Source organism: Pseudomonas sp. S2_C11, assembly GCF_054668395.1.
On sequence record NZ_CP162765.1, the window covers coordinates 55,291 to 80,864 of the forward strand.

Genomic DNA, 25,574 nt, shown 5'->3' on the forward strand with positions numbered 1-25,574 from the left:
ATAGACCGCGCAGCGGTCTCGATTGCTTAAAGCACGATACTCATGCCATCAAACGCTACTTCAACGTCACGCCGCGCCAGTTCGGCACGCTCCGGCGAATCCTCGTCGAGGATCGGGTTGGTGTTGTTGATGTGGATAAGTACCTTGCGCTGCTCGGGCAACTGCTCCAGCACTTCGAGCATACCGCCGGGGCCGTTCTGCGCCAGATGGCCCATCTCGCGACCGGTGCGGGTGCCGACGCCACGGCGCTGCATTTCATCGTCATCCCACAGCGTGCCGTCGACCAGCAGGCAATCGCTGCCCGCCATGATTTCCAGCAACGGCGCATCGACCTTGCCCAGTCCCGGCGCGTAGAACAGCTTGCCGCCAGTGTTGAGGTCTTCAACGATCAAACCGATGTTGTCGCCCGGATGCGGATCGAAACGGTGCGGCGAATACGGCGGCGCGGCGCTGCGCAACGGCAACGGGGTGAAACGCAGATTCGGGCAGGCGGCTACGGTGAAGCTCTGGTCGAGCTCGATACGGTTCCAGTCCAGCCCGCCGTTCCAGTGGGTGAGCATCTTGAACAGGGGAAAACCGGTGCTCAGGTCTTCCTGAACCATGTCCGTGCACCAGACCTGATGCGGGCATCCTTCGCGCAGACTGAGCAGGCCGGTGGTGTGGTCGATCTGGCTGTCCATCAGGATGATCGCGCTGATGCCGGTGTCGCGCAGCGCCCGGCCCGGTTGCATCGGGGCGAAGCTTTGCAGTTGCGCGCGGATGTCCGGCGAGGCATTGCACAGCACCCAGTTCACGCCGTCATCGGAAATGGCGATGGACGATTGGGTGCGGGCCTTGGCATTCAGGCTGCCGTCGCGAAAGCCTGCGCAGTTGACGCAGTTGCAGTTCCACTGCGGAAAACCGCCACCGGCGGCCGAACCCAGAATCTGGACGAACATGAACGCTCCATCATTTCAACGCGGAAAATAAAACGCCTCGGCGAGCCGAGGCGTTGCACTGCGATTCTGCGTAGGCAGAACTCAGCGGCTTGCGAAGTACATGGTGACTTCGAAGCCGATACGCAGGTCGGTGTAAGCAGGTTTGGTCCAGGCCATGAGATGTCTCCTTCTGAGGGTTGGGATAGCGCTATCCATAGTTATAGTCCACGGCAGCGCGGTGATGTTCCAATTAGTTAGGCGGCTATGTTACTCAAAATTTCAACGCCGTGACCCGTGAATCTTTGAGAAAGCTCCTTGCAGCCTCGGTAATGATCAGTTTGCCGCTTGCCACGGTGTGCCCGGCATCGATTCATTGGCCAGGCAATGCCAGCCACCCTCGGCATTGATCAGGCGCTGCGCAGCGGCCAGCAAAGCCTGGCGATCGAGTTGCCGGATCGCCGTGACCAACTGCTCCCGGTAATCCGACGAATGGCCGGCAAGCTTGCCTTGCCAGAGGTGTTCGGCGGCATCCTTGGTGGACAGTGTGGTGTCGTCGAACTGATCGGCGAGGCTTTGACGCTGTTGCTCGAGGTTTGCTTCATCGAGCGTTTCGATCAACGCGGGAATGCTGTTGAAGAACTCCTGCATGTATTCGAGCAACTTGCCCGCCGGGTTCGTCGGCGATTGCACGCCAAAGACAATCGCGGTCATGCCGTGCAACTGACGCAGCGCGCTGAACACGGCGTACCCCAATTGCAGTTCGACGCGCAGGCGCTGATAGAAAGGCGTCTGGCACAACTGAGCCACAAGGCGCCACGCCGCTTCGTCAGCAATATCGCGGCTGGCTGTCGGGCAGATCAGCAGCAACGCGTGTTCGCTGGAGGCGGTGTTGATCTGGCTCCAGTGGTACTGGGCTTGGGTGATCGGTATCTGCGGTAGCTGATTGTCCGGTGTGCCGGGAATGCGGCTCAGCGCCAGGCCCAAGGCTGATTGGGTTTGTTGGTTAAGGCCTAGAGCCAGGCCGTCCCAGCGCGAAGTTGTCCACAGCTGATTGGCGTCATCGCTGGTTTCAATCGTGGGCAGGGATTTCTCTGGCAACGCTTCGAGTAGTTGGCGGATCGGCATCGACGGTATCTGCACCTCGTCGCGCGGCGAATCGGCGCCGATCATCGTCAGACATTTCAGCGCATGCTCGAGGATGCTGGGCATCGGTTCCTGTAGTCCGGTCATTTTCAGCAGGCATTGGTTGCCTGCGGCGCTGAAAGACAAGTCCACTCCGGCTTCGGACGCATCCTGTCGGGTCTGGCGCAGACTGCGCTGCAATCTTGAGCGCAGATCGGCGCTGGCCGCCGTCTCGACCTGCCAGCGCAGGTAAATCGCGCCCTCATCGCTGTTGTCCGGCAGCGCCTGGCTGAACTGCATCGGCGATCGCTCGCGACGACTGCGCGAGCGATCCTGGGCGAAGGTGCGCAGGCCACGGTGGGCGCTGGTCTGGCCGCGAATCAGCCCGGCGTTGGCCAGCGGTTCACTGGCGCGCAAGAAAGGATTCGCGGCGGGCAGATGCCAATGATCGCTGAAGTTATCCACAACGCCGATTTCGCGAAGGATGTGCTCAAGTGCGGCAGCGCCGGATTCGGACAGGCCGAATGCTTGCTGCTCGATGTCGGTTCGCGCCAGTTGCAATGCGCCGCTGACTTGCTGCTGGCGCTGAAGCAGGGCGGCGTATTCCTCGCGCAACGGCGTCCAGTCCTGACGGGCGAAGAAGCTCAGCCAGTCCAGCAGGTGTTCGCGAATGGTATCCAGGCGGTCGCCGCCAGCATTGAATTGAAGATGCAGCAGCGCTTGGCCGGCGAACTGGTAGAGCGGCGTGGCTTTCAGGCTGTCAGCCAGATTCTGTTGATGCAGGTATGCGAGCAATCCACCAGGTTTTGCGCTATTCAACCAATGACAGAGAAAAGCCATCGCCTCGGCGGATGACTCGGGCAACGCGTCGAAAGCGAATAACAGGTTCGAGTGAGCGCCGACCTGTTGATAACTTTTCACTGCCAACGGTGGCGGTGCGGCCTGGGCAACTTTATCCCCAATCGGCAACACTGCTGCGAATTGCTGCGCCAGCTCCCGAAGCTCATCGATACTTTGTGGCCCGACCAGACTCAGGCTCATTTGCCCGGTTCGATAAAAGCGCTGATGGAAGTCTTGCAGCGCCGACTGAAACCCTGGCGATTCGACCTGCAAGCTGTCCCGATTGCCCGCATGAAACCCACGTAACGGGTGCTGCGCGGGTAAACCTTCATACAGGGCAAACTGCTGCTGTGCTGTCGGATCCTGCGACCAGGCGACAAATTCCGCCTGCAGCACTTCCCGTTCACGCAGTTGATCGTCCCGATTCATCCGTGGCCGGGCGAGCATGTCTGACAGACGCTCGAGCCCCGCGCTGAAGGACGACACAGGCAACTCGAAGAAAAAATCCGTGGTGCGCTCACGGGTGCTGGCATTCACCTGCCCGCCGTGACGTTGCACGTAGCCCATCAGCCCTTCGTCTGTGGGAAAACGCTCGGTGCCGAGAAACAGCAAGTGCTCAAGAAAATGCGCCAGCCCCGGCCATGCCAATGGCACGTCATGGCTGCCGGCCGCCACGCGCAATGCGGCAGCGCTGCGCTTGAGACCGGGCACGTGGCGCAGGGTCACGCGCAGGCCGTTGGCCAGGGTTTCAGAGTCGGGGCGGGGATTAGTCGGCGCGGGCATGGGCACTTCCAGAACAGTGAAGTGCCCATGCTAGCGGATTAGCGGCGGTTGAGCGCGCCGTAAAGCTCCGGGCGGCGATCGCTGAGATAGCGATTGGCCTGGCGCGAATCGTTCATCAGTTGTCGGTCCAGTTCGCCGACGATCAACGCCTCGTCCAGACCTGCCAGAGCGATGCGGCTGCCGTCCGGCGCGGCAATGCTGCTTTGCCCGCAATACTGGATATCGCCTTCATGTCCGCAGTAATTGGCGTAAGCCACGTAGCACTGGTTTTCGAAGGCGCGGGCACGCACGGTGACATCGGCAACGAAATCGAACGGAATCATGTTGGCCGTCGGCACCACAATCAGCTCGGCGCCGGCCAAGGCCAGGCGCCGCGCGTTTTCCGGAAACTCCAGGTCGTAGCAGATCAGGAAGCCGAGCTTCCAGCCGTTCAGCTCAACCACCGGCAACTCCGCTTCGCCGGAGCTGAACATCGACCGATCGAGATCGCCGAACAGATGCGACTTGCGGTAATTGCACAGACGCTCGCCGTGGGCGTCGATCAGTTGCACGGCGTTGTAGATCTGCCCGTCGGCGGTGCGCTCGGGGTAGCCGTAGACAATCGCCAGACCGGCAGCCTTGGCAATCCGGCCGATCTGCTGCGCCCATTCACCGTTATAGACCTCGGCCAGCGTGCCGACCGCTTCGGCGCCGATGTTGTAGCCGGTCATGAACATCTCCGGCAGCACCAGCAGATCGGCGCCTTTGGCCTCCATCGCTACCTGATGCAGGCGATGCAGGTTGGCGGCGGGGTCCAGTGGCAGCGGTGGACATTGGTAAACGGCTACGCGCATCGGGGAATCCTCTTACTCGGGCAGGGCGATAGGGCCGATGTCTTTGAACACATCACCCGGGCCGGGGTTCTCTTTATGTGTGGAGCCGCCGAAATGTTTCATGATGCCCCACACCGCGTTGAGCGAAGTCTGCACCGCGCCTTCGACCCACGCCGGTGTCCACGACACGTCGTCGCCGGCGATGAAAATCCCGCGCTGTTCGGCCGGCATGTCGTCCTGCATGAAGTGCGCGTACATACGCTGGTTGTAGCGATAATGGCCGGGCAGGGCGCCTTTGAAGGCACCGAGGAAATACGGATCGGCTTCCCACGACACGGTGATCGGGTCGCCGATGATCCGCGCGGCGATGTCGACTTTCGGGTAGATCTTTTTCAGTGCGTTCAACGCCAGCTCAACGCGTTTTTCCACCGGATGCGGGAGCATTTTCAACGCGTCGCTCATCCACGAGTACGACAGGCAGATCACCCCCGGCTTGTCGTCGCCGTTGTCGAACAGATAGGTGCCACGGGTCAGGCGATCGGTGAGGGTCATGCTCATCACGTCGCGGCCGGTCTCCGGATCCTTGTCCTTCCAGAATGGCCGGTCGACCATCACGAAGGTTTTCGACGACTGCATGTAGCGCGTGCGGTCGAGGGCCATCCACATCTTCTGCGAGAACAGGGTTTCATCGCATTCGATCTGAGTGGTCAGCAGCCAGCTCTGGCAGGTTGTCAGGACGGCGGCGTATTCGCGGGTGTCACCGTTGTTGTCGGTAACGGCGAAACGGCCCTCCGGTGCATGAGCAATTTTCTTCACGCCGGAACGCGGCGCGCCACGGTGCAGGGATTTCAGGCTGGTGCCGGCCGGCCAGTGCACACAGCGCTCCGGCACATGGCGCCAAATGCCCTGTGGCACCTGCTCGACGCCACCGACCACCAGGTGTTGGTGATCGTCGCAATTGGTCATCACCACGCGGAAGATTTCCAGCATCGAATTGGGGAAGTCCGAATCCCAGCCGCCGGTGCCGAAACCGACCTGGCCGAACACTTCGCGATGCTGGAACGACAATTTGGCGAAGGCCTTCGAGGTGGCGACGAAGTCATAAAAGGTCCGGTCGTCCCACAGCGGCACCAGCTTGTTCCACAGCTCTTTCAGGCGCGGCACATCGCGATCGCGAATGGCTTGCTGGATATCGGAGAACTGCGAACCGGCTTCCAGCGCATCTGCCCAGGCGTCAGCGACTTCCTGGAACAAAGCAGGAAGATCCTTCAGGCTTTCGGCGTAATAGGTTTCGCCTTCCAGATCGATCACGGTACTGCCCGAAGCACCGGTCAGCGGGTTGGGGAAAGGCTTGGTTTCGAGGCCGAGCTTGTCCACGTAGTGATAGAACGCCGTGGAGGACACTGGAAAGCGCATGCCGCCAAGCTCCGCGACGATGGCGTCGGTACCGTTGAAGGCTTGCGAGCGCAGACGACCGCCGAGTTTCGACGCCTCGTACACCACCGGTTTCAAACCGAGTTTCATCAGTTCATACGCAGCCACCAGACCGGCAATGCCCGCCCCGACAATCGCCACCTCAGCGCCATGGTGCTGCTCGGGAATGCTCCCCAGGCCGGCGGGATGCTCGATCCAGTCGTCAAACGCGAACGGAAAGTCCGGACCGAAAATGGTGACTGGTTTTTTTCCGTCTGCAGGATGGCGGTTGTTCTTGTTCATGGCTGACCTTGTTGGCGACCCGACGCAGGATTCACGTCTGAGTATAGGAAAAGATGTCAGCCATTCTAGGGAGCGTGGAGCGCGTTAATAAGACGCAATGTGTCGTCGTTTTGCCTGATTATTGTGCAGATTGACGATTTCAGGCTGCATACCGACCAAAATGTGGGAGCGAGCCTGCTCGCGAAGAGGCTCTGAAATTCACCCGAGAAGCTCGATCAAAATCTTAAACCGGCTGACCCCGATCTATCTTGCTACTCAGAATGATAGAAGTCGTGGTCTTCTCCACCCCATCGACACTGCCAATCTGATCCAGCAGCTGATCGAGCTGCTCCGGCGAATCGGTGCGTAACCACGCCACATAATCAAACTCGCCACTCACCGCACACAACTGCTGCACCTGCGCCATCGCACTCAAACGCCGCAACACGTCCTTGCCGGAACGCGGCTGCACCTTGATCCCGACGTACGCCTGCAAGCCACCATCGACTACACGCTGACCAAGACGCACGCCATAACCGGTGATCACTCTGGCCTTTTCCAGCCGGGCCAGCCGCGACGTCACCGTCGTGCGAGCAATGCCTAGCTGACGGGCGAGCATGGCCACGCTTTCGCGGGCGTTGATTTGCAGCGCGGCGATTAGCTGGCGGTCGATTTCGTCGAGGATGGGTTGGCGGGTGTCTGGCAAGGTGGGCTCCATTGGCGTTGAGTCGGAGGGAGGCGCACTTTACAGGCAAATAAGGAAAGGCTTTTGCGCCATAGCAAAGTGGTCACTGATGAATTTGATGAAACAAATGTTCTGACAATTGATTTGACTTGTCTGCCCTGTTTCCCAAGAATGCCAACAAGAGCGCGAAATCTGCTGCCTTGCAGGGCATTAGCAGATGTAGGTACCTCAGCGATGCTGCAACATCGGTGTCAGGTGAGACCTCTTCATCCCATTTCCTGAGGATGCAAATATCAGGATTTAGATGTTACGGGCAGCCCGATGGCTGCCCTTTTTTTGTCCGTAAGAATGTACCGCCTATACAAAAGCTCGCCTTTTCGATGCCTGTTCATGGCTCTCGCCGGAGCGTGCATAAAATTCCACAGAACGTGTCCATTCCGAATGTCTACAACCACAAGCATGTCATTTTTTGCCTCATAGGCATTGATGAATGCCACGCGGTGTCCGCCGTTATCGTATCGGACTTTCCATATTTCAAAGGGTCCCGTTAAGGTATCGATAGCGTGTCGAACATAGCGCTCGCGCGAGTCCGGGCGTTTTTCAACGATGTGGGCCAGTTTGTCTCTCGCAACCGCAACGTTTCCAATCGGCGTCAGGATCGTGACGGCCATAACAGACTCATCGATGAATCCGAAGTATTCCAAGAGTATTCCCAAGGCACCCGCTGCATCGTCAGCCCTTTTTATTTCTGTGATTGCGGCTGATCGAAGTTCTTTTGAGAGTGTTCTCAAGTCGGGTAGGGCAAGATCGATCCAGGTTGCTTGGTCGGCTGCTTCGCTGATTGTTGGAGCAGCATTCATGAGCATGGAAACAGTCCTGGGCGGCGATGGCGTCAGGAGATTAATTGCTCGCAGGAAAGCCTCACAAGGCTGCAAACGTCCCGGAAGCATCGCTTCAGAATGATCCTACAGATAGCGCAGCTTTCTTCCTGGGTCGGAATTAGCCAGACTGAGAAACCGCACCCACAAAAAAGCCGCGCATTCAGCGCGGCTTTTCAATTTGGTGGGCCCACACGGACTCGAACCGTGGACCAAAGGATTATGAGTCCTCTGCTCTAACCAACTGAGCTATAGGCCCTCAGTAGGCCGCGGATTATAGCGACGGTTTCGCGGCTGTGCTATCCGAAAAATCCGATACGGTTATATGCAGAAACGTCGCGGCGAATTCGTCCGGGGGCAGCGGCAGGCTGACGATGTAGCCCTGGATCTGTTCACAACCTTCTGCGGCGAGGAATTGTTGTTGCGCCTGGGTTTCCACGCCTTCGGCAATCACGGTGAATTGCATGCTGCGACCGAGCGCGATGATGGCGCGCACAATGGCCGCGTCGTGGGGGTCGTCAGGCAGTCCGCGGACGAAGGACTGGTCGATCTTGAGGATGTCCAGCGGCAGGCGTTTGAGATAGCTGAGCGAGGAGTAGCCGGTGCCGAAGTCATCGATCGCCAGTTGCACGCCGAGGTGTTTGAGCTGGTGCAGCACTGCCAGCGCCTCTTCGGCCTGACTCATGATGAAATTCTCGGTAATTTCCAGTTGCAGTAAATCCGGCCTGAGGCGGTTGTCCTTGAGCAGTTGCTCGATGCGCACCAACAGGTTCGGCTGACGCAGCTGCGCGCCAGCGAGGTTCACCGAGAGCGGCCCGAGCGGTTGGTAGATTCGGCTCCACTCGAACATTTGCCGGCAAGCGGTCTCCAGCACCCAGTCACCGATCTGCAGGATCATGCCGTTCTCTTCGGCCAGCGGAATGAAATGCTCGGGCGGCACGTCGCCGAAGGTTGGGTGGCGCCAGCGAATCAGCGCCTCTGCACCGACCAGACTGTGGTCGACCAGGCTGATTTTCGGTTGGTAATAGAGAAACAGCTCATCGCGCTCGATGGCGCGGCGCAGTTCGTGTTCCAGCGCTACGCGCTCGCTGGCCTGGGCGGTGAGGTCGCGGGTGTAACTTTCAACGCGGTTACGCCCCTTGGCTTTGGAGCGGTACATCGCCGCGTCCGCGTTTTTCACCAGGGTGGCGACATCGCAGCCGTCGCGGGGATAGAGGCTGGTGCCGATGCTCGCGCTGATAAAAAACTCGTGTTCGCCGGCCTGGAACGGCGCACCGAAGCAGTTGAGCAGTTTCGTCGCGATGTTGTCGGCATCGCTGGCTTGCTGCAGGCCCGGCAGCAGAATGATGAACTCGTCGCCGCCCAGCCGCGCGACCGTGTCGATATCGCGCAATTGTTCTTTCAAGCGCACGGCGATGCCCTTGAGCAACAGGTCGCCGACCGGGTGGCCGAGGCTGTCGTTGATGTGTTTGAAACGGTCGAGATCGAGAAACAGCACGGCACCCTGGCCGCCATTTTCCTGCTGGCTGGTCAGGGCCATTTGCAGGCGGCTCTCGAACAAGGTGCGGTTTGGCAAGCCGGTGAGCGGGTCGTGGTGAGCCTGGTAATCAAGCTTGGCCTGCGCATGCTTGAGGCTGGAAATATCGGCGAACACCGCGACGAAGTGAGTGATGAACTTGTCGCGATTGCGCACGGCGCTGATGGTCAGCCAGCTCGGGTACAGCTCGCCGTTCTTGCGCCGGTTGGAAATCTCGCCTTGCCAGTGGCCTTCGTCAGTCAATTGGTGCCACATCGCCGCGTAGAAAGCGCTGTCATGCAGCCCTGACGCCAGCAAGCGTGGCGTGTGGCCCAGCGCTTCACTTTCGCTGTAACCGGTGATTTCGGTGAAAGCGCGATTGACGGCGCTGATGTGTTGTTGAGTATCGGTGATCAACACGCCCTCGGCGGTGCTCTCGAAAACGGTCGCGGCCTGCTGCAGTTTTTCCTGCATGAGATGGCGTTCGGTGATGTCGCGGGCGATGGTCAGCATGCAATCCTCGTCGCCGATCGGCAGCGGTCGACTGGACACTTCGCACAGGCGAATCTGCCCGTCGCTGCGACGGATGTGGCAAGTGAAGTCGCGGACAAACCCGTCGCGCTTTAGCAGATCGAGCATCTGCTTGCGTTCGTTGAGGTTGACCCAGATACCCAGGTCCAGTGTCGACCGATCCACCGACATGGCGCTGTTGAAACCGGTGATGCGGCTGAAACCTTCGTTAACCTCCAGCAGCAGGCCGTCGCTCTGGCGCGACAGCAACAGGCCGTCGGGCGACGCATGGAAAGCCTTGGCGAATTTCTCTTCAGAGGTTTGCAGTTGCTGTTGGGTTTCCTTGAGCTGGCTGATGTCGCGAACTACCACCACCAGCGCCGGGGTGGTGTCGAGGTCGAAAGGCTCGGCGGAAATCAGCCCGGTGAACAATTGGCCGTTGTTGCGGCGAAAGGGCATTTCCAGATTACGGATGCTGCCGGCCTGCAAACGCTGCAAGAGGCCCGGCCCGACCCCGGGAATGCCCCAGATATTGAGGTTGGTGGCGGTCTGGCCGATCACATCCTCGGCCCTGAGGCCGATCTGCTCCTCGAAGGCCTCGTTGACCTCCAGCAGGCAGCCGTCGGACAGGCGCGCAATCACCAGAATGTCCGGGCATTGCTCAAACACCGAAGCGAACTTCTGCTCGGACAGCCGCAGCGCTTCTTCGGTGCGTTTGATTTCGCTGATATCGATCATCAACCCGCGCATCACCGGTTCGTGGCCATGCTCGATCAGGCTGACAATGTCGCGCACCCACAGGCAGCGGCCGTCGGCGGTGATCACGCGATAGTCGACGATGTGATCGCGGCCCTGGCGCAGCGCTTCCCTGCAATAGTTTTGCGTGCGGGTCAGGTCGGCCGGGTGAATGATGTTGTGCCAGAAACCCGGAATCAGCCAGTGAGACTGTGGATACCCGAGCAGGTCTTCAGCATGGGGCGAAACATAGCTGTAGGTGAAGTCGCTCATCCGCGCTTCCCAAGCGATCGCCGACAAGCTCTCCACCAGACCGCGGTAGTGATATTCGCTGCTGCGCAATTCCTGTTCGAGGTCGATGCGCCGGGAGATTTCCGAGCTCAGGCGGCGGTTGATGCGAATCACCACGGCCAGCACCGTCATCAACAACAACAGACCGGGCAGGCCATACATCAGCAGATCTGACCAGAATGTGCGGTGGTCGAGCACATTACCGACCCAATGTTCCTGAATGCTGCTGATTTCCGCCGGTGTCATGTCGGCCAGGACTTTATCGAGAATGCCCACCAACATCTTGTTGTCGCGGGGCACGGCCATCGCCAGTTGATAGCGATACGGGGTTTCGCCGCTGACGTAGAGGCCGTCGAGTTTGAGCTGGCGCAGGCTCCAGACGCTGGAAGCCAGATCGCCGACCACCGCGTCCACTTCATCGGTCGCCAGGGCTTGCAGCGCCGAACTAACATTGGGCATGGCCACCAGATTCAGATCGGGATGGTGAGTGCGCAGCAGTTCGTGGGGAGCGTAGTTTTCCACTACGGCGATTTTCAGACCGTACAGGTCGTCGAGTTTGCGCGGCTGGGCCCCGCCGACATGGGCCAGAATGACGATCGGGAAGTCGAGGTACGGCCGGGTAAATGACAGGTAATTCTGGCGTTCCGGCGTGGACATGATTCCCGGCAGCAAATCGATCTTGCCTTTTTTGACCTGCTCCAGCACCACCGTCCAGCTTGCCGGTTCGATGGGCGTCAGCTTGATTGCCAGACGTTCACGGATCACCTCGATATAGTCGGCAGCCAGGCCCTGATAGCGGTTCTGATCGTCACGGAACTCGAAGGGCGGCCACGATGCATCAACACCCAGGCGCAAGTCAGGGTGAGCCGCCAGCCAGCTGCGTTCTTCATCGGTGAGAGTCAGCGCGTCAGCCGTGGCGGTGCAGATCATCAATGACAGCAGAAAAAGCACGGGCGCCAGTCTGGGCATAACGCTCTCGTCAGGGCTTGGGATGATTGTTTCGAGTGTAGACGGGGTACGCGACGGGGAGGGCGGAGCGGGGAATTTAATCTGCCATAAAACAAAACCCCCGGCCTGGGCCGGGGGTTCTGGTATCACTCGTCGAGGAAGGAGCGCAGATGCTCGCTTCGCGTCGGGTGGCGCAGCTTGCGCAGCGCCTTGGCTTCGATCTGACGGATCCGCTCACGCGTTACGTCAAACTGTTTGCCCACCTCTTCGAGCGTGTGGTCGGTGTTCATGTCGATACCGAAACGCATGCGTAGTACCTTGGCTTCACGGGCAGTGAGGCCGGACAGCACTTCGCGAGTCGCTTCCTTCAGGCTTTCCACTGTGGCGACATCGATTGGCGACTGCATGGTCGAGTCTTCGATGAAGTCGCCCAGATGGGAGTCTTCGTCATCACCGATCGGGGTTTCCATGGAGATCGGCTCTTTGGCGATCTTCAGTACCTTGCGGATCTTGTCCTCAGGCATTTCCATGCGTTCGCCCAGCTCTTCCGGGGTCGGTTCGCGACCCATTTCCTGCAGCATCTGCCGGGAAATACGGTTGAGCTTGTTGATCGTCTCGATCATGTGCACCGGGATACGGATGGTGCGCGCCTGGTCGGCGATCGAGCGAGTGATCGCCTGACGGATCCACCAGGTGGCATAAGTCGAGAACTTGTAACCGCGACGGTATTCGAACTTGTCCACCGCCTTCATCAGGCCGATGTTGCCTTCCTGGATCAGATCCAGGAATTGCAGGCCGCGGTTGGTGTACTTCTTGGCGATCGAGATCACCAGACGCAGGTTGGCTTCAACCATCTCTTTTTTCGCGCGGCGGGCCTTGGCCTCACCGATCGACATGCGACGGTTGATGTCCTTGATTTCTGCGATGGTCAGGCCGGTCTCGGTTTCCAGCGCAATCAGCTTCTGCTGGCAACGGATGATGTCCGGCTGCACGCGACCGATGGCTTCGGCGTACTTGCTCTTGCCTTTGGCCAGGGCGTCGGACCAGCTTTCGTCGACTTCGTTGCCCGGGAACTGACGCAGGAAATCGGTGCGCGGCATACGTGCATCACGTACGCACAGCTGCATGATCGCGCGCTCTTGCTGACGCAGGCGATCCAGGGCACTGCGTACACGCTCGACCAGGGCTTCGAATTGCTTCGGCACCAGTTTGATCGGCATGAACAGCTCGGCCAGGGCCAGCAACTCGGCAACGGCTGCCTTGTTGTGACGACCGTGCTTTTTCAGGGCCTTGCGGGTGATTTCCATCTGGTCGGCGACGGCACCGAAGCGCTGCGCAGCGATGACCGGATCCGGACCGCTTTCGGCTTCTTCTTCATCGTCAGAAGATTCGGCATCATCGTCGTCGGTATCGTCGTCGGCCTTGACGGCTTTCGGGTCAACCGGCGGCGGCACTTCTGCCGCAGGCGGCGCGATGCCGTCGTCCGGGTCGATATAACCGCTCAGGACGTCGGACAGGCGACCACCTTCGGTGGTGACGCGGGTGTACTCGGAGAGAATGTGGTCAACCGTGCCTGGGAAGTGCGCAATCGCGCTCATCACTTCACGAATGCCTTCTTCGATCCGCTTGGCGATTTCGATTTCGCCTTCACGGGTCAGAAGCTCGACCGTACCCATTTCACGCATGTACATGCGCACCGGGTCAGTGGTGCGACCGATATCGGTCTCCACCGCCGCCAACGCAGCGGCTGCTTCTTCCGCAGCGGCCTCGTCGGTATCGGCGTCGGCCAACATAAGGGCGTCCGCATCCGGAGCACTCTCGTGTACGGGGATCCCCATGTCGTTAATCATGCGGATGATGTCTTCCACCTGCTCCGGATCTGAAATATCCTCGGGCAGGTGGTCGTTGACCTCGGCGTAAGTCAGATACTTCTGCTCACGACCCAGTTTGATCAACTCAATAATACGAGACTGCTGTTGCGCTTTTCCGGACATAACACCCTATCCACTGAAGGTCTTGGCGGGCAAAAAACAAGCCGAGGATTATACCTGAGCTATGACCTCACGCGCCAGTTGAGGTCGGGTTTGATGCGGAAACATTGCGACTTAAAAGGTCGCGCAGTTGATTTTTCTCTTCGACGCTCAGTTCGCTTTGCCGCGCTTTCCTGAGTAACTGTTCGAGATTTCGCTCGCGTTGGCGGGCGGACAAGCTAGTAATGGTGTCGAAAAACTGTTGTTCAAGGTTATCTCCGTCAATCAGCCATTCCTTTTCTGCCAGCGCCTTGAGTAAGCGACCCTGTTCAGTACCGTGCCATCGCGCGATCAGCTGAAATGAGTTTAGCTTGGGATTCTTCTGTACGGCTTCGAGCAGCGCCACAAGCAGCTGGGCGTTGGTCTGATTTTCATCGGCAATGTGCCCGGCGTCTTCGACGCGCTTGGCCAGTTGCGGATGATGGAGCAATGTTCGCAGTGCCGTCAGGGTTGGCGATTCAACGCCAATCGGCGTGCGCGGGCGCTGCTGTTCGCGATCGCCACCACGCTTGCCGTTCTTGTCCCACGGTTTCTTGTCCCACTTCTTGCCGCCGGCGCCGGGTTTCTTCGGCGTCCATTCCTGCTGCGGCGCATACATGTCCTGCGCCTGCGGCTGATGGTAGTCGCTGTAGTCCGGCATGGCGTCATAATCGAAGCCCGGATCGTAGGCGGGCGGTGCTTCCTGCGGCGCACTCTGAACCAATTGGCTGACGGTTTCGCTGCTCAGGCCAGTGATTTCGGTCAGGCGCTGACGCATGAGAATACGCAGGTTTGCGCCCGGCACCTTGTCGATCAATGGTGCGGCGAGGGTGGCCATGTGCGCCTTGCCCTCAAGTGAGCGCGGGTCGGCTTCTTCGGTCAGTTGCTGGAAAAAATAATCGGCCAGCGGCTGCGCGTGCTGATTGATGCGCGCCTTGAAAGCATCGGTGCCTTCGGCGCGAACCAGAGTGTCCGGGTCTTCGCCTTCGGGCAAAAACAGGAACCGCGCGCGACGACCGTCCTGCAGGCACGGCAGGGTCGCTTCCAGTGCACGCCAGGCTGCGTTGCGGCCGGCCTGGTCGCCGTCGAAGCAGAACAATACGTTCGGGACGACGCGGAACAAGCGCTTGAGGTGTTCTTCGCTGGTCGCGGTACCCAGCGTGGCGACGGCATTGCGCAAGCCTTGCTGGGCGAGGGCGATGACGTCCATGTAACCCTCGACGACGATGATTTCGTCGAGGTTGCGATTATTTTTGCGTGCTTCATAAAGGCCGTAGAGTTCCTGGCCTTTATGGAATACCGGTGTTTCCGGTGAGTTCAGGTACTTGGGCTTGTCGTCGCCCAGTACGCGGCCGCCGAAGGCGATGATTCGTCCGCGGGTATCGCGAATCGGGAACATCACGCGATCGCGGAAGCGGTCATAGCGTTTGCCGGTTTCGGCGTTCTCGATCAGCAGGCCAGCTTCGATCATGGCCTTCTGTTGCAACGTGTCGCTGCTCAGATGCTTGAGCAGGTTGTCCCAGCCCGGCGGCGCAAAACCGAGGCCGAAATCCCGAGCGATCTCGCCCGTCAGCCCGCGCCCCTTGAGGTAATCCACCGCAGCCTTGCGCGACGGATGACTCTTGAGTGCCTGCCGGTAAAAATCAGCGGCGGCGGTCAGCAGCGGGTACAGCGGCGAATCGGTCGGCTGGCGCGGCTTGCGCTCGCGACCGCTTTCTTCGCGGGGGATTTCCATGCCGGCGGCTTTGGCCAGATCTTCGACGGCCTGGGGGAAGTCCAGGTTGTCGTGATCCATGAGAAAGCCGAGGGCGTTGCCGCCGGCGCCGCAGCCGAAACAGTAATAGAACTGTTTGTCGGGGCTGACGCTGAATGACGGGGTTTTCTCTTTATGGAACGGGCAGCAGGCGGTGTAGTTCTTGCCGGCCTTCTTCAATTGCACGCGCGAGCTGACCACGTCGACGATGTCGGTGCGGTTCAGCAGGTCGTCAATGAAGCTCTGGGGAATCAGCCCGGCCATGGCGTTCTCGTCGTCTGCGCTGCAATAAATCCGTTGCGACAGGCCGTCGGACGCGGGCCATTGCTGGAAACGCACAAAAAGTGCGGCTCGACCGGTCTCGTCTGCGTAATCGCTGTCGGGAAGTGTATCTGCCGAAAATCCACTGACGTTAGTACCTATCAGTCTTCGACTATGTGAAAGTGTTGCGCTGAATCCGCTGACGGCCGATTGTCGACCTCGGATAGCTCAATAAAGCGGGCACGCATGCAGGTGCCTTGGGCTGATCGTCGTAAGAGGAATCAGTGGGTGTGCTCGTCAGTAGCCTTGAAAGGCTCGTCAGAAAAGACGTGCACCGCTGGCAAAAGAGCCAGGCCTGACGCGGTGAAGCAGATTTGTCTCGGTCGCATCGGCGGCGTCGACGGTGAAGCATCAAGCGTTTTACGCAAATGCCATTAGCCCGGCTGAGGGCCGGGCTTAGGCAAGAAGCTTGCTACGAACGTCTGTGGATTAGTACAGACGAACGGCGCGGCGCTGTTCGCGCTGAACTTTCTTGGCGTGACGCTTAACAGCGGCTGCTGCCTTGCGCTTACGCTCAGAAGTTGGCTTCTCGTAAAATTCGCGGCTACGAACTTCAGCCAGTACACCGGCTTTTTCGCAGGAGCGCTTGAAACGACGCAGAGCTACGTCGAAGGGTTCGTTCTCTTTTACTTTGACGGCTGGCATCCAGAGCTACCTTCATTCATTACCGGGGTCAACATCCTCGCGGCAAAAGAGCACTTGAAGACGTCGGTTTTTAAGGGTTGCGGATGTTAACCCCTCATCGCTCGGAATGCAAAGCCTCTGATCGAAAACCGCTGGTCGGGGCATCACGTGGCGACTATTATGCGCGCCTTCGAATTCAGCCTAAACAAGGCGCAAACCCATGCTAGTACTGGGATTAGAAACCTCCTGCGACGAAACCGGCGTCGCATTGTATGACAGTGAACGCGGTCTGCTGGCCGACGCGCTGTTCAGTCAGATCGACCTGCACCGTGTCTATGGCGGTGTGGTGCCGGAGCTGGCCTCGCGTGACCACGTCAAACGCATGCTGCCCTTGATCCGTCAGGTGTTGGCCGAGGCCGACTGTGTGCCGACCGAGATCGACGCAATCGCCTACACCGCAGGTCCTGGCCTGGTCGGCGCGCTGCTGGTCGGTGCATCCTGCGCGCAGGCGCTGGCGTTTGCCTGGGGCATTCCGGCGCTTGGCGTGCACCACATGGAAGGCCACTTGCTGGCGCCGATGCTGGAACCGAAACCGCCGGAATTCCCGTTCGTCGCTTTGTTGGTTTCCGGTGGTCATACCCAGTTGGTTCAGGTCGACGGCATTGGCCAATACAGCCTGCTCGGCGAGACGCTCGACGATGCGGCCGGCGAAGCTTTCGACAAAACCGCGAAGATGATGGGCCTCAATTACCCCGGCGGGCCGGAAATCGCCAAGCTGGCCGAGAAGGGCGTCGCAGGACGTTTCACCTTTCCGCGTCCGATGTGTGATCGCCCGGGTCTGGACTTCAGTTTCAGCGGCCTGAAAACCTTCGCCCTCAATACCTGGCAGCAATGCGTCAGCGCCGGGGACGACGGCGAGCAAGCCCGTTGCGACATCGCGCTGGCGTTCCAGCAGGCCGTGGTGGAGACTTTGACCATCAAGTGCAAGCGCGCCCTGAAACAGGCAGGCATGAAGCGGTTGGTGATTGCCGGCGGCGTCAGCGCCAACAAGGCGTTGCGGGTTTCGCTGGAAAAAATGCTCGGCGATATGAAGGGTGATGTGTTCTATGCGCGCCCGGAGTTCTGCACCGACAATGGCGCGATGATCGCATTTGCCGGTTGCCAGCGCCTGAAGGCCGGTCAGCAGGAAAGTCTGGCAATCACCGTGCAGGCACGCTGGCCAATGGAGCAGTTGTCGGCGCTGTAATGAGCGACGCTCATGGACGGCAGTCAGAAATGCCGTTCGCGCCCGGCAAACAGGTCGCGTAGATTGCCGCGATGGCGCCAGACAATCAGCAAGGTCAGCGCGCTCGTTGGCAGCAGGGCTTCCGGCTCCTGCCAGGCCAGCAATGGCAGGGTCAGTGGCGTGGCAATCAGCGCCGCCAGCGAGCTGGTGCGGGTCAGGTAAAACGTCAGTAGCCAGGCACATACTGCCAGCAGCGCGGCGGGTGGATACAGGCCGAGCAGCATGCCGGCGGCAGTGGCAACGCCTTTGCCGCCACGAAAGCGAAAGTACAAAGGGAACAGGTGACCGATCACGGCGCACACACCAATCCAGGCCTGATCCTGCATTGAAAGGCCCGCGCCCGAGGCGATCAGCACCGGCAGCAGGCCTTTGCACAGATCACCGAGCAGGGTCAGGATCGCCAGTTTGCGACCGGCCAGGCGCAGCATGTTGGTGGCGCCGGCATTACCCGAGCCACTCATTCGCGGATCCGGATTTCCGGTCAGGCGGCTGAGCAAAATGGCAAAGGACAGCGAGCCGAGCAGGTAGGCGAGAATCGCCAGTAACCAAAACATGCTAACTATTCCGGGCGAGGACGCCCTGATTCTAACGGCGCATCGCGCCCTTGTCGTGCAGCGGAGAGAAGTGCTTGGACAGAGTGTTTATCGAGGGCCTGGAAGTTGACACCGTGATCGGTGCCTACGACTGGGAGCGCGGCATCCGTCAGTGCCTGCGTCTTGATCTGAGCTTCGCCTGGGACAATCGCCCGGCCGCCGCCGGTGACGACCTGACCCTGGCGCTCGATTACGCCAGTGTTTCTACGCGCATTCAGGCCTTCGCCGAGCAAGCGCAGTTCCAGCTGGTCGAAACCTTCGCCGAGCGTCTGGTTGAAGTGCTCATGGCCGAATTCAAGATCACCTGGGTGCGACTGAAACTGACCAAGCCGGGCGCCGTTCCAGCGGCCAAGGGTGGTGTGGGTGTGGAGATCGAGCGCGGATGTCGCTGACTCAGGTCTACCTCGGGCTCGGTAGCAATATCGAGCGTGAAACCCATTTGCGCGCCGGTCTCGATGCGCTGGCCACGTTCCTGGTGGATATCCGTTGTTCGGCGGTGTTCGAGAGCCAACCGGTGGGCATCAAGAGCGGGCCGTTCTTCAATTTTGTGGTCTCGGCCTACACCGATCTGCCATTGATGGAGCTCGACCGCCGCTTGAAATTCATCGAGGCGGACAACGGTCGTTATGCCCCGGATCGCAAAGGTCTGCCGCTGGATATCGACGTGCTGCTGTATGGCGATCTGGTGGGTAATTTCGATGGATTGATGCTGCCGCGTGCTGAAATCCTGAAAAATGCCTTTGTGCTGTGGCCGCTGTCGTTGATTGCGCCGGATCGGGTGCATCCGGGGGTGGGCAAGAGCTTTGCGACGTTGTGGGCCGAGGCGCAGATTGATCAGGTGTTGGCGCCGGTTGCGTTCGAATGGCGGGGGGAGCAGCTCACGCCTTCGGATTTGCGGTGATATCAAATGCGCTTTCGCGAGCAGGCTCGCTCCCACATTGGATCGAGGTCTCATGTGGGAGCGAGCCTGCTCGCGAAGTTTTTTATCAGGCTGTCGCCGCCTCTTTGTAGGCTTTCAACGCATTCAGTCGTTCCCGCTTCAGCGCTTCACCCAGTTCCGGCCCCTTGAAGCCCTTTTCCAGCAGCGGCTGCACCGCCACCGCTCGCGCAGCTTTCGCCGCTCCGCGCAAATAATCCGCCTGTGGATAACTGCGCTGCTCCAGGCCCTTGCGGCCACGGGCATCCATCTCGCACGCGGCGATAAACTCTTCGAATCGCTGCGGTCGGCGATAGATATCGAAGCTCTGCAGCAACTCCAGCAGCGTCGAGGCTTTCAACTCCAGCGCCCGGTGCCCATGGGTGTGGTACTGGCCGGCCAGCAGCGCCAGTTCCTGACAGTCCTTGGGGACCTTGAAGCGCTCGTTGACCGCTTTGATCAGCTTCAGCCCGGTGTGCTCATGGGCGATATGCCTGGGCCACTCATCTTCCGGCGTCAGGCCTTTGCCCAAGTCATGCAGCAGGCAGGCCCAGCGCACTGTCAGTGGTTGTTTGTGCTGGGCTGATTGCTCCAGCACGCTCAGGGTGTGCAGGCCTGTGTCAATTTCCGGGTGATGGGTCTCTGGCTGCGGCACGCCGAACAAGGCGTCGACTTCCGGCAATAGCTCTTTGAGTGCGCCACAGTCGCGCAAGACCTGGATGAACACCTGTGGATGATCTTCCATCAGTGCCCGGGAAATCTCCTTCCAGCTACGTTCGGCAGTCAGCGCCTGCAATTCGCCGGACTCACTGAGCTGGCGCATCAAGTCCATGGTTTCATCGGCGACCGTAAAGCCCAATCCTGCGTAGCGCGCAGCAAAACGGGCAACACGCAGGACACGGAGCGGATCTTCGGCGAATGCCGGGGATACATGGCGCAGGATTCGCGCTTCAAGATCGCGCTGGCCATGGTACGGATCGGTAAGGTTGAGCTGATCGTCCTCGGCCATGGCATTGATCGTCAGGTCGCGGCGAATCAGGTCTTCTTCAAGCGTCACTTCGGGACTTGCGTAGAAGGTGAAGCCGCCGTAACCCCGGCCACTCTTGCGTTCCGTACGGGCGAGGGCATATTCCTCACCGGTTTTGGGGTGCAGAAACACCGGAAAATCGGCGCCAACCGGGCGGTATCCCTTGGCGAGCATTTCCTCCGTGGTGGCGCCCACCACGACCCTGTCGATGTCAGTGACCGGCAACCCCAACAGGCGATCACGTACTGCGCCGCCAACCTTGTAAACCTGCATAAAAAACCTCCGTCAGTCCGACAGGATAACCCTTGCGTCAGACTTTCGGAGGCCGGAACCGGATCAAAGATGAATCACGGCCAGATCGAGCCGGCCGTAATCGCCTTCGCTGTGTTCACTGCGTGGCGGCACGTGATGGGTTTTCATGATCTGGTCGCCTTGCAGGGTTTCCAGATGAATGTCGAAGCCCCAGAGCCGGTGCAGATGCTTGAGGACTTCTTCGGTGGAGTCGCCCAAGGGTTTGCGGTCGTGCTGCTGATGGCGCAGGGTCAGCGAGCGATCACCGCGCCGATCGATGCTGTAAATCTGCACGTTCGGCTCACGATTGCCGAGGTTGTATTGCGCTGCCAGGGTTTCACGGATGATGCGGTAGCCGCCCTCATCATGAATGGCCGGCACCAGCAAGTCGTCTTTCTGGTCGTCATCGAGAATGCTGAACAGCTTCAGATCACGGATCACCTTGGGCGACAGGTACTGCAGGATGAAGCTCTCATCCTTGAAACTGCTCATGGCGAACTTGATGGTCGACAGCCAGTCGGAACCGGCGATGTCCGGGAACCAGCGGCGATCCTCTTCGGTAGGCTCTTCGCACATGCGCCGAATGTCGCGGTACATGGCGAAACCCAATGCATAGGGGTTGATACCGCTGTAGTACGGACTGTCGAAACCCGGCTGGAACACCACGCTGGTGTGCGAGGTGAGGAATTCCATCATGAAGCCGTCGGTCACCAGGCCTTCGTCATACAGGTCATTCATCAGCGTGTAATGCCAGAACGTTGCCCAGCCTTCGTTCATGACTTGGGTCTGGCGCTGCGGATAGAAATACTGGGCGATCTTGCGCACGATGCGCACGATCTCGCGCTGCCAGGGTTCCAGCAGCGGCGCGTGTTTCTCGATGAAATAGAGGATGTTTTCCTGCGGTTCGGCCGGGAAGCGGGCGTTGTCCTTGTCGCTGTATTTGTCCGCGCCTTTGGGAATGGTGCGCCACAGATCATTGATCTGCTTCTGCATGTGCTCTTCGCGATCCTTCTGCCGCCGGCGCTCTTCTTCGGCGGAAATCGGATACGGGCGCTTGTAGCGGTCGACACCGTAATTCATCAGGGCATGGCAGGAATCGAGCAGATCTTCCACGGCATCGATGCCGTGGCGCTCTTCGCACTGCATGATGTACTGCTTGGCGAACACCAGGTAATCGATGATCGAACTGGCGTCAGTCCAGGTACGGAACAGGTAGTTGCCCTTGAAGAAGCTGTTGTGGCCATAGCAGGCATGGGCCACCACCAGCGCCTGCATGCAGATGGTGTTTTCTTCCATCAGATAGGCGATGCACGGGTCGGAGTTGATCACGATCTCGTAAGCCAGGCCCATTTGCCCGCGACTGTAGGATTTCTCTGTGCTGAGGAAGTGTTTGCCGTAGGACCAGTGGTGATAGCCCAGCGGCATGCCCACTGAGGCATAGGCGTCCATCATCTGCTCGGCGGTGATCACTTCGATCTGGTTGGGATAGGTGTCCAGAGCATAACGGGCCGCGATCCGGGCGATTTCGCGGTCGTAGGTCTGGATCAGCTCGAATGTCCATTCGGAGCCGGTGGAAATCGGTTGGCGCTTCTGCTCTTTGGCGGTCATGTCACTAACCTGCGCTGGAAGAGTTCACGGAAGACCGGATAGATATCTCCGGCCGAGACCAGTTGCTGCTGGGCAAACGTGTCAGAGAAGGCTTCGGCGATGCGTTCGTATTCGTACCACAGGGCCTGATGTTCGCGCGGGGTGATCTCCACATAAGTGTAGTACTGCACAAACGGCATGATCTGGTTGATCAGGATGTCGCGGCAGATCGGCGAATCGTCGTTCCAGTTGTCGCCATCGGAGGCCTGAGCGGCGTAGATGTTCCACTCGTTGCTCGGATAGCGCTCGGCCATGATTTCCTGCATCAGCTTCAGGGCGCTGGAAACAATGGTGCCGCCGGTCTCACGAGAATAGAAAAACTCCTCTTCGTCCACTTCCCGGGCGCTGGTGTGGTGACGGATGAACACCACGTCGATCTTGTCGTAGTTACGCTTGAGAAACAGGTACAGCAGGATGAAAAAGCGCTTGGCGATGTCCTTGGTGGCCTGCGTCATAGAACCGGACACGTCCATCAGGCAGAACATCACTGCTTTGGAACTGGGATTGGGTTGCTTGACCAACAGGTTGTATTTCAAGTCGAAGGTGTCGAGGAACGGCACGCGGTGAATGCGCGCGCTGAGTTTCTCGATTTCAGCTTCGAGTTCCTGAATATCGCCGAAGTTGTCCGGTTCTTCGCGCTTGAGCCGCGCCAGCTCTTCCTTGGCTTCGCGCAGTTTCGCGCGACTGCTGCCGGACAGGGCGATACGACGCGCATGAGCCGAGCGCAACGTGCGGATGATATTGATGCGTGAAGGGTTACCTTCGTTGCTGATCCCGGCGCGGACGGTTTTGAACGTGTCGGTGCCGGTCAGGTTGCGTTTGACCAGATTCGGCAATTCAAGGTCTTCGAACATGAATTCGAGGAACTCTTCCTGAGTGATCTGGAAGACGAACTCGTCCATTCCTTCGCCTGAATTGCCGGCCTTGCCCGGGCCGCGCCCACCGCCGCCGCCCGGTGGACGGGCGATATGTTCACCGGCCGTGAACTCTTTGTTGCCGGGATGCACCACGGTCTGTTTGCCGCCGCGTCCGTGATGGAGCACCGGTTCGTCGATGTCGCGACCGGGAATGCTGATCTGCTCACCGTGCTCCATATCGGTAATGGAGCGGCGACTGACTGCCTCTTCGACAGCCTTTTTGATGTGGTCACGGTAACGCCGCAGAAAACGCTGACGGTTTACCGTGCTCTTGTTCTTGCCATTGAGGCGTCGGTCGATCACATAGCTCATAAGGCCCCTCCGGGGAGCTTCAAGTTTTGAGCTGCAAGCTGCAAGTGGAAGCAAATGCCCGTGTTTCAGGGTTCACACGCTTTGTTCTTGCAGCTTGTGGCTTATAGCTTGCAGCTGCCTCACTGCGACTTGCGGACCCGCAGGTACCATTCGGACAGCAGGCGTACCTGTTTATCGGTGTAGCCACGTTCAACCATTCGCGTAACGAAGTCGTTGTGTTTCTGCTGATCCTCCTTGCTGGCCTTGGCGTTGAAGCTGATGACGGGCAGCAGGTCTTCGGTGTTGGAGAACATTTTCTTCTCGATGACCACCCGCAGTTTTTCGTAGCTGAGCCAGGTCGGGTTCTTGCCGTTGTTGTTGGCCCGGGCGCGCAGGACGAAGTTGACGATTTCGTTGCGGAAATCCTTCGGATTGCTGATGCCGGCCGGTTTTTCGATTTTTTCCAGCTCTTCGTTCAGGGCTACGCGGTTGAGGATCTCGCCGGTTTCCGGGTCGCGATACTCCTGATCCTGAATCCAGAAATCCGCGTACAGCACGTAGCGATCGAAGATGTTCTGGCCGTATTCGCTGTAGGACTCCAGATAAGCGGTCTGGATTTCCTTGCCGATAAACTCGATGTAGCGCGGCGCCAGGTACTCCTTCAGATAGCGCAGGTAACGTTCGCGGGTTTCGGCCTGGAACTGTTCCTGTTCGATCTGTTGTTCCAGCACATAGAGCAGGTGCACCGGGTTGGCGGCGATTTCATGCGGATCGAAGTTGAATACCTTGGAGAGAATCTTGAAGGCGAAGCGGGTCGACAGGCCGTTCATGCCTTCGTCGACACCGGCCGAATCGCGGTACTCCTGAATCGACTTTGCCTTCGGATCGGTGTCCTTGAGGTTTTCGCCGTCGTAGACGCGCATCTTCGAATAGATGTTGGAGTTTTCCGGCTCCTTGAGGCGCGACAACACGGTGAACTGCGCGAGCATTTTCAGGGTGTCCGGTGCGCAGTGCGCCTTGGACAGGGAGCTGTTGAAAAGCAGTTTGTCGTAGATCTTCACTTCGTCGCTGACGCGCAGGCAGTACGGCACTTTGACGATGTAGATCCGGTCGATGAACGCCTCGTTGTTCTTGTTGTTGCGGAAGGTGTGCCACTCCGATTCATTGGAGTGAGCCAGCAGGATGCCGGTAAACGGAATCGCGCCGAGGCCTTCGGTACTGTTGTAGTTGCCCTCTTGGGTAGCAGTCAGCAATGGGTGCAGCACCTTGATCGGCGCCTTGAACATCTCGACGAACTCCATCAGGCCCTGGTTGGCCCGGCACAGCGCACCGGAGTAGCTATAGGCGTCAGCGTCGTTCTGTGGGAATTCTTCGAGTTTGCGGATATCGACCTTGCCGACCAGCGCCGAGATGTCCTGGTTGTTCTCGTCACCGGGTTCGGTCTTGGCCACGGCAATCTGATTGAGGATCGACGGGTACAGCTTGACCACGCGGAACTGGCTGATGTCGCCGCCGAATTCGGCCAGGCGCTTGGTCGCCCAGGGCGACATGATGGTGTTCAGGTAGCGCCGTGGAATGCCGAAATCTTCCTCGAGGATCGCGCCATCTTCGGTGGCGTTGAACAGACCCAGAGGCGATTCGAAGACCGGCGAGCCCTTGATGGCATAAAAGGGCACTTTCTCCATCAGTTGTTTCAGCTTCTCGGCCAGGGACGATTTACCGCCACCGACGGGGCCGAGCAGATAAAGAATCTGTTTCTTTTCTTCCAGGCCTTGGGCAGCGTGGCGGAAATACGAGACGATCTGGTCGATGCATTCTTCCATCCCGTGGAAGTCTTCAAAAGCCGGATAGCGACGGATCACCTTGTTGGAGAAGATGCGCGACAGCCTCGAATTGGTCGAAGTGTCGAGCAGTTCCGGTTCGCCGATCGCCATCAACAGACGTTCGGCGGCGGAAACGTAGGCGCTGCGATCGTTTTTGCACAGCTCCAGGTACTCCTGCAGAGAGAGTTCTTCCTGGCGTGTGGATTCGAAGCGTTGTTGGAAGTGGCTAAAGATACTCATGACGTCACCTCGCTCGATACGTGGAGCCGACGCCGGATCACTCAGTCGATGCTGGCAGCAGTCGCTGTTGCAGCTGCTGTTTACCCCCCAGAATTCTCCCACGGT

19 protein-coding genes and 1 tRNA gene are annotated in these 25,574 nt (G+C 59.1%); 3 read left to right on the forward strand and 17 right to left on the reverse strand.

The features are described 5' to 3' along the window. Positions 1 to 26: 26 nt before the first annotated feature. From pqqB to rpsU, 12 genes are all read right to left on the reverse strand, one after another. Positions 27 to 938 carry a pyrroloquinoline quinone biosynthesis protein PqqB gene (gene pqqB / locus AB4N48_RS00250; protein ID WP_460094607.1) on the reverse strand — a complete coding sequence of 304 codons (912 nt, stop codon included), beginning with the start codon at positions 936 to 938 and terminating at the stop codon, positions 27 to 29. 81 nt (positions 939 to 1,019) lie between these two features. Next, positions 1,020 to 1,094, reverse strand: a complete 75-nt coding sequence (gene pqqA / locus AB4N48_RS00255) for a pyrroloquinoline quinone precursor peptide PqqA (protein WP_003444522.1) — start codon at positions 1,092 to 1,094, stop codon at positions 1,020 to 1,022. Positions 1,095 to 1,250: 156 nt separating this feature from the next. Further along, positions 1,251 to 3,662 carry a pyrroloquinoline quinone biosynthesis protein PqqF gene (pqqF, locus tag AB4N48_RS00260; RefSeq protein ID WP_256808084.1) on the reverse strand — a complete coding sequence of 804 codons (2,412 nt, stop codon included), beginning with the start codon at positions 3,660 to 3,662 and terminating at the stop codon, positions 1,251 to 1,253. 38 nt (positions 3,663 to 3,700) lie between these two features. After that, positions 3,701 to 4,495, reverse strand: a complete 795-nt coding sequence (locus AB4N48_RS00265; protein WP_252884918.1) for a carbon-nitrogen hydrolase family protein — start codon at positions 4,493 to 4,495, stop codon at positions 3,701 to 3,703. Positions 4,496 to 4,507: 12 nt separating this feature from the next. Continuing rightward, a complete protein-coding gene (locus AB4N48_RS00270; protein ID WP_024014552.1) occupies positions 4,508 to 6,190 on the reverse strand; it encodes a flavin monoamine oxidase family protein in 1,683 nt (560 codons plus the stop codon). 223 nt (positions 6,191 to 6,413) lie between these two features. Then, complete coding sequence (locus AB4N48_RS00275; RefSeq protein ID WP_041476707.1) at positions 6,414 to 6,875, reverse strand: Lrp/AsnC family transcriptional regulator; 462 nt, start codon at positions 6,873 to 6,875, stop codon at positions 6,414 to 6,416. A 272-nt stretch (positions 6,876 to 7,147) separates the two neighbouring features. Beyond that, positions 7,148 to 7,720, reverse strand: a complete 573-nt coding sequence (locus AB4N48_RS00280) for a PBECR2 nuclease fold domain-containing protein (RefSeq protein ID WP_056786649.1) — start codon at positions 7,718 to 7,720, stop codon at positions 7,148 to 7,150. A gap of 194 nt (positions 7,721 to 7,914) precedes the next feature. Further along, positions 7,915 to 7,991, reverse strand: a tRNA-Ile gene (locus tag AB4N48_RS00285). A gap of 15 nt (positions 7,992 to 8,006) precedes the next feature. Continuing rightward, entirely contained in the window at positions 8,007 to 11,753 is a 3,747-nt protein-coding gene (locus tag AB4N48_RS00290; RefSeq protein ID WP_150743538.1) for a bifunctional diguanylate cyclase/phosphodiesterase, read from the reverse strand. 125 nt (positions 11,754 to 11,878) lie between these two features. Then, on the reverse strand, positions 11,879 to 13,726 hold the full coding sequence (gene rpoD / locus AB4N48_RS00295; RefSeq protein WP_460094609.1) for an RNA polymerase sigma factor RpoD: 1,848 nt from the start codon (positions 13,724 to 13,726) through the stop codon (positions 11,879 to 11,881). Between the two features lie 67 nt (positions 13,727 to 13,793). After that, positions 13,794 to 15,758 carry a DNA primase gene (dnaG, locus tag AB4N48_RS00300; RefSeq protein WP_076564352.1) on the reverse strand — a complete coding sequence of 655 codons (1,965 nt, stop codon included), beginning with the start codon at positions 15,756 to 15,758 and terminating at the stop codon, positions 13,794 to 13,796. 486 nt (positions 15,759 to 16,244) lie between these two features. Continuing rightward, entirely contained in the window at positions 16,245 to 16,460 is a 216-nt protein-coding gene (gene rpsU, locus AB4N48_RS00305) for a 30S ribosomal protein S21 (protein WP_002551877.1), read from the reverse strand. Between the two features lie 199 nt (positions 16,461 to 16,659). Between rpsU and tsaD the strand changes: the two genes are divergently transcribed. Next, on the forward strand, positions 16,660 to 17,685 hold the full coding sequence (tsaD, locus tag AB4N48_RS00310) for a tRNA (adenosine(37)-N6)-threonylcarbamoyltransferase complex transferase subunit TsaD (RefSeq protein WP_039757706.1): 1,026 nt from the start codon (positions 16,660 to 16,662) through the stop codon (positions 17,683 to 17,685). A gap of 23 nt (positions 17,686 to 17,708) precedes the next feature. Here tsaD and plsY read toward each other — a convergent pair whose 3' ends face one another. Beyond that, positions 17,709 to 18,278: a glycerol-3-phosphate 1-O-acyltransferase PlsY gene (plsY, locus tag AB4N48_RS00315; protein ID WP_150636800.1), complete on the reverse strand. Its 570-nt coding sequence runs from the start codon at positions 18,276 to 18,278 to the stop codon at positions 17,709 to 17,711. A gap of 74 nt (positions 18,279 to 18,352) precedes the next feature. Between plsY and folB the strand changes: the two genes are divergently transcribed. Together folB and folK are read left to right on the forward strand one after the other, a co-directional pair. After that, on the forward strand, positions 18,353 to 18,709 hold the full coding sequence (gene folB, locus AB4N48_RS00320) for a dihydroneopterin aldolase (RefSeq protein WP_016772885.1): 357 nt from the start codon (positions 18,353 to 18,355) through the stop codon (positions 18,707 to 18,709). Next, positions 18,700 to 19,218, forward strand: a complete 519-nt coding sequence (gene folK, locus AB4N48_RS00325) for a 2-amino-4-hydroxy-6-hydroxymethyldihydropteridine diphosphokinase (protein WP_122699657.1) — start codon at positions 18,700 to 18,702, stop codon at positions 19,216 to 19,218. Before folB ends, folK begins: the two co-directional genes overlap by 10 nt. 85 nt (positions 19,219 to 19,303) lie before the next feature. Here the strand turns inward: folK and AB4N48_RS00330 are convergent, their stop codons facing one another. From AB4N48_RS00330 to AB4N48_RS00345, 4 genes are all read right to left on the reverse strand, one after another. After that, positions 19,304 to 20,533, reverse strand: a complete 1,230-nt coding sequence (locus tag AB4N48_RS00330) for a multifunctional CCA addition/repair protein (protein ID WP_460094611.1) — start codon at positions 20,531 to 20,533, stop codon at positions 19,304 to 19,306. 63 nt (positions 20,534 to 20,596) lie between these two features. Further along, positions 20,597 to 22,159: a SpoVR family protein gene (locus tag AB4N48_RS00335; RefSeq protein ID WP_024014545.1), complete on the reverse strand. Its 1,563-nt coding sequence runs from the start codon at positions 22,157 to 22,159 to the stop codon at positions 20,597 to 20,599. Then, a complete protein-coding gene (locus AB4N48_RS00340; RefSeq protein ID WP_039757709.1) occupies positions 22,156 to 23,427 on the reverse strand; it encodes a YeaH/YhbH family protein in 1,272 nt (423 codons plus the stop codon). The genes AB4N48_RS00335 and AB4N48_RS00340 overlap by 4 nt, the downstream gene beginning before the upstream one ends. A gap of 119 nt (positions 23,428 to 23,546) precedes the next feature. Next, positions 23,547 to 25,469, reverse strand: a complete 1,923-nt coding sequence (locus AB4N48_RS00345; RefSeq protein ID WP_016772892.1) for a PrkA family serine protein kinase — start codon at positions 25,467 to 25,469, stop codon at positions 23,547 to 23,549. Between the last annotated feature and the right edge of the window lie 105 nt (positions 25,470 to 25,574).

Excerpts from the sequence above, each read along its gene's own strand:
- pqqB (WP_460094607.1), bottom strand. The coding sequence starts at position 938 with ATGTTCGTCCAGATTCTGGGTTCGGCCGCCGGTGGCGGTTTTCCGCAG.
- AB4N48_RS00335 (WP_024014545.1), bottom strand. The coding sequence starts at position 22,159 with ATGACCGCCAAAGAGCAGAAGCGCCAACCGATTTCCACCGGCTCCGAA.
- AB4N48_RS00340 (WP_039757709.1), bottom strand. The coding sequence starts at position 23,427 with ATGAGCTATGTGATCGACCGACGCCTCAATGGCAAGAACAAGAGCACG.
- AB4N48_RS00280 (WP_056786649.1), bottom strand. The coding sequence starts at position 7,720 with ATGCTCATGAATGCTGCTCCAACAATCAGCGAAGCAGCCGACCAAGCA.
- tsaD (WP_039757706.1), top strand. The coding sequence starts at position 16,660 with ATGCTAGTACTGGGATTAGAAACCTCCTGCGACGAAACCGGCGTCGCA.
- rpoD (WP_460094609.1), bottom strand. The coding sequence starts at position 13,726 with ATGTCCGGAAAAGCGCAACAGCAGTCTCGTATTATTGAGTTGATCAAA.
- pqqF (WP_256808084.1), bottom strand. The coding sequence starts at position 3,662 with ATGCCCGCGCCGACTAATCCCCGCCCCGACTCTGAAACCCTGGCCAAC.
- AB4N48_RS00330 (WP_460094611.1), bottom strand. The coding sequence starts at position 20,533 with ATGCAGGTTTACAAGGTTGGCGGCGCAGTACGTGATCGCCTGTTGGGG.
- rpsU (WP_002551877.1), bottom strand. The coding sequence starts at position 16,460 with ATGCCAGCCGTCAAAGTAAAAGAGAACGAACCCTTCGACGTAGCTCTG.
- plsY (WP_150636800.1), bottom strand. The coding sequence starts at position 18,278 with ATGTTTTGGTTACTGGCGATTCTCGCCTACCTGCTCGGCTCGCTGTCC.
- AB4N48_RS00290 (WP_150743538.1), bottom strand. The coding sequence starts at position 11,753 with ATGCCCAGACTGGCGCCCGTGCTTTTTCTGCTGTCATTGATGATCTGC.
- AB4N48_RS00265 (WP_252884918.1), bottom strand. The coding sequence starts at position 4,495 with ATGCGCGTAGCCGTTTACCAATGTCCACCGCTGCCACTGGACCCCGCC.
- AB4N48_RS00345 (WP_016772892.1), bottom strand. The coding sequence starts at position 25,469 with ATGAGTATCTTTAGCCACTTCCAACAACGCTTCGAATCCACACGCCAG.
- AB4N48_RS00270 (WP_024014552.1), bottom strand. The coding sequence starts at position 6,190 with ATGAACAAGAACAACCGCCATCCTGCAGACGGAAAAAAACCAGTCACC.
- dnaG (WP_076564352.1), bottom strand. The coding sequence starts at position 15,758 with ATGGCCGGGCTGATTCCCCAGAGCTTCATTGACGACCTGCTGAACCGC.
- folK (WP_122699657.1), top strand. The coding sequence starts at position 18,700 with ATGTCGCTGACTCAGGTCTACCTCGGGCTCGGTAGCAATATCGAGCGT.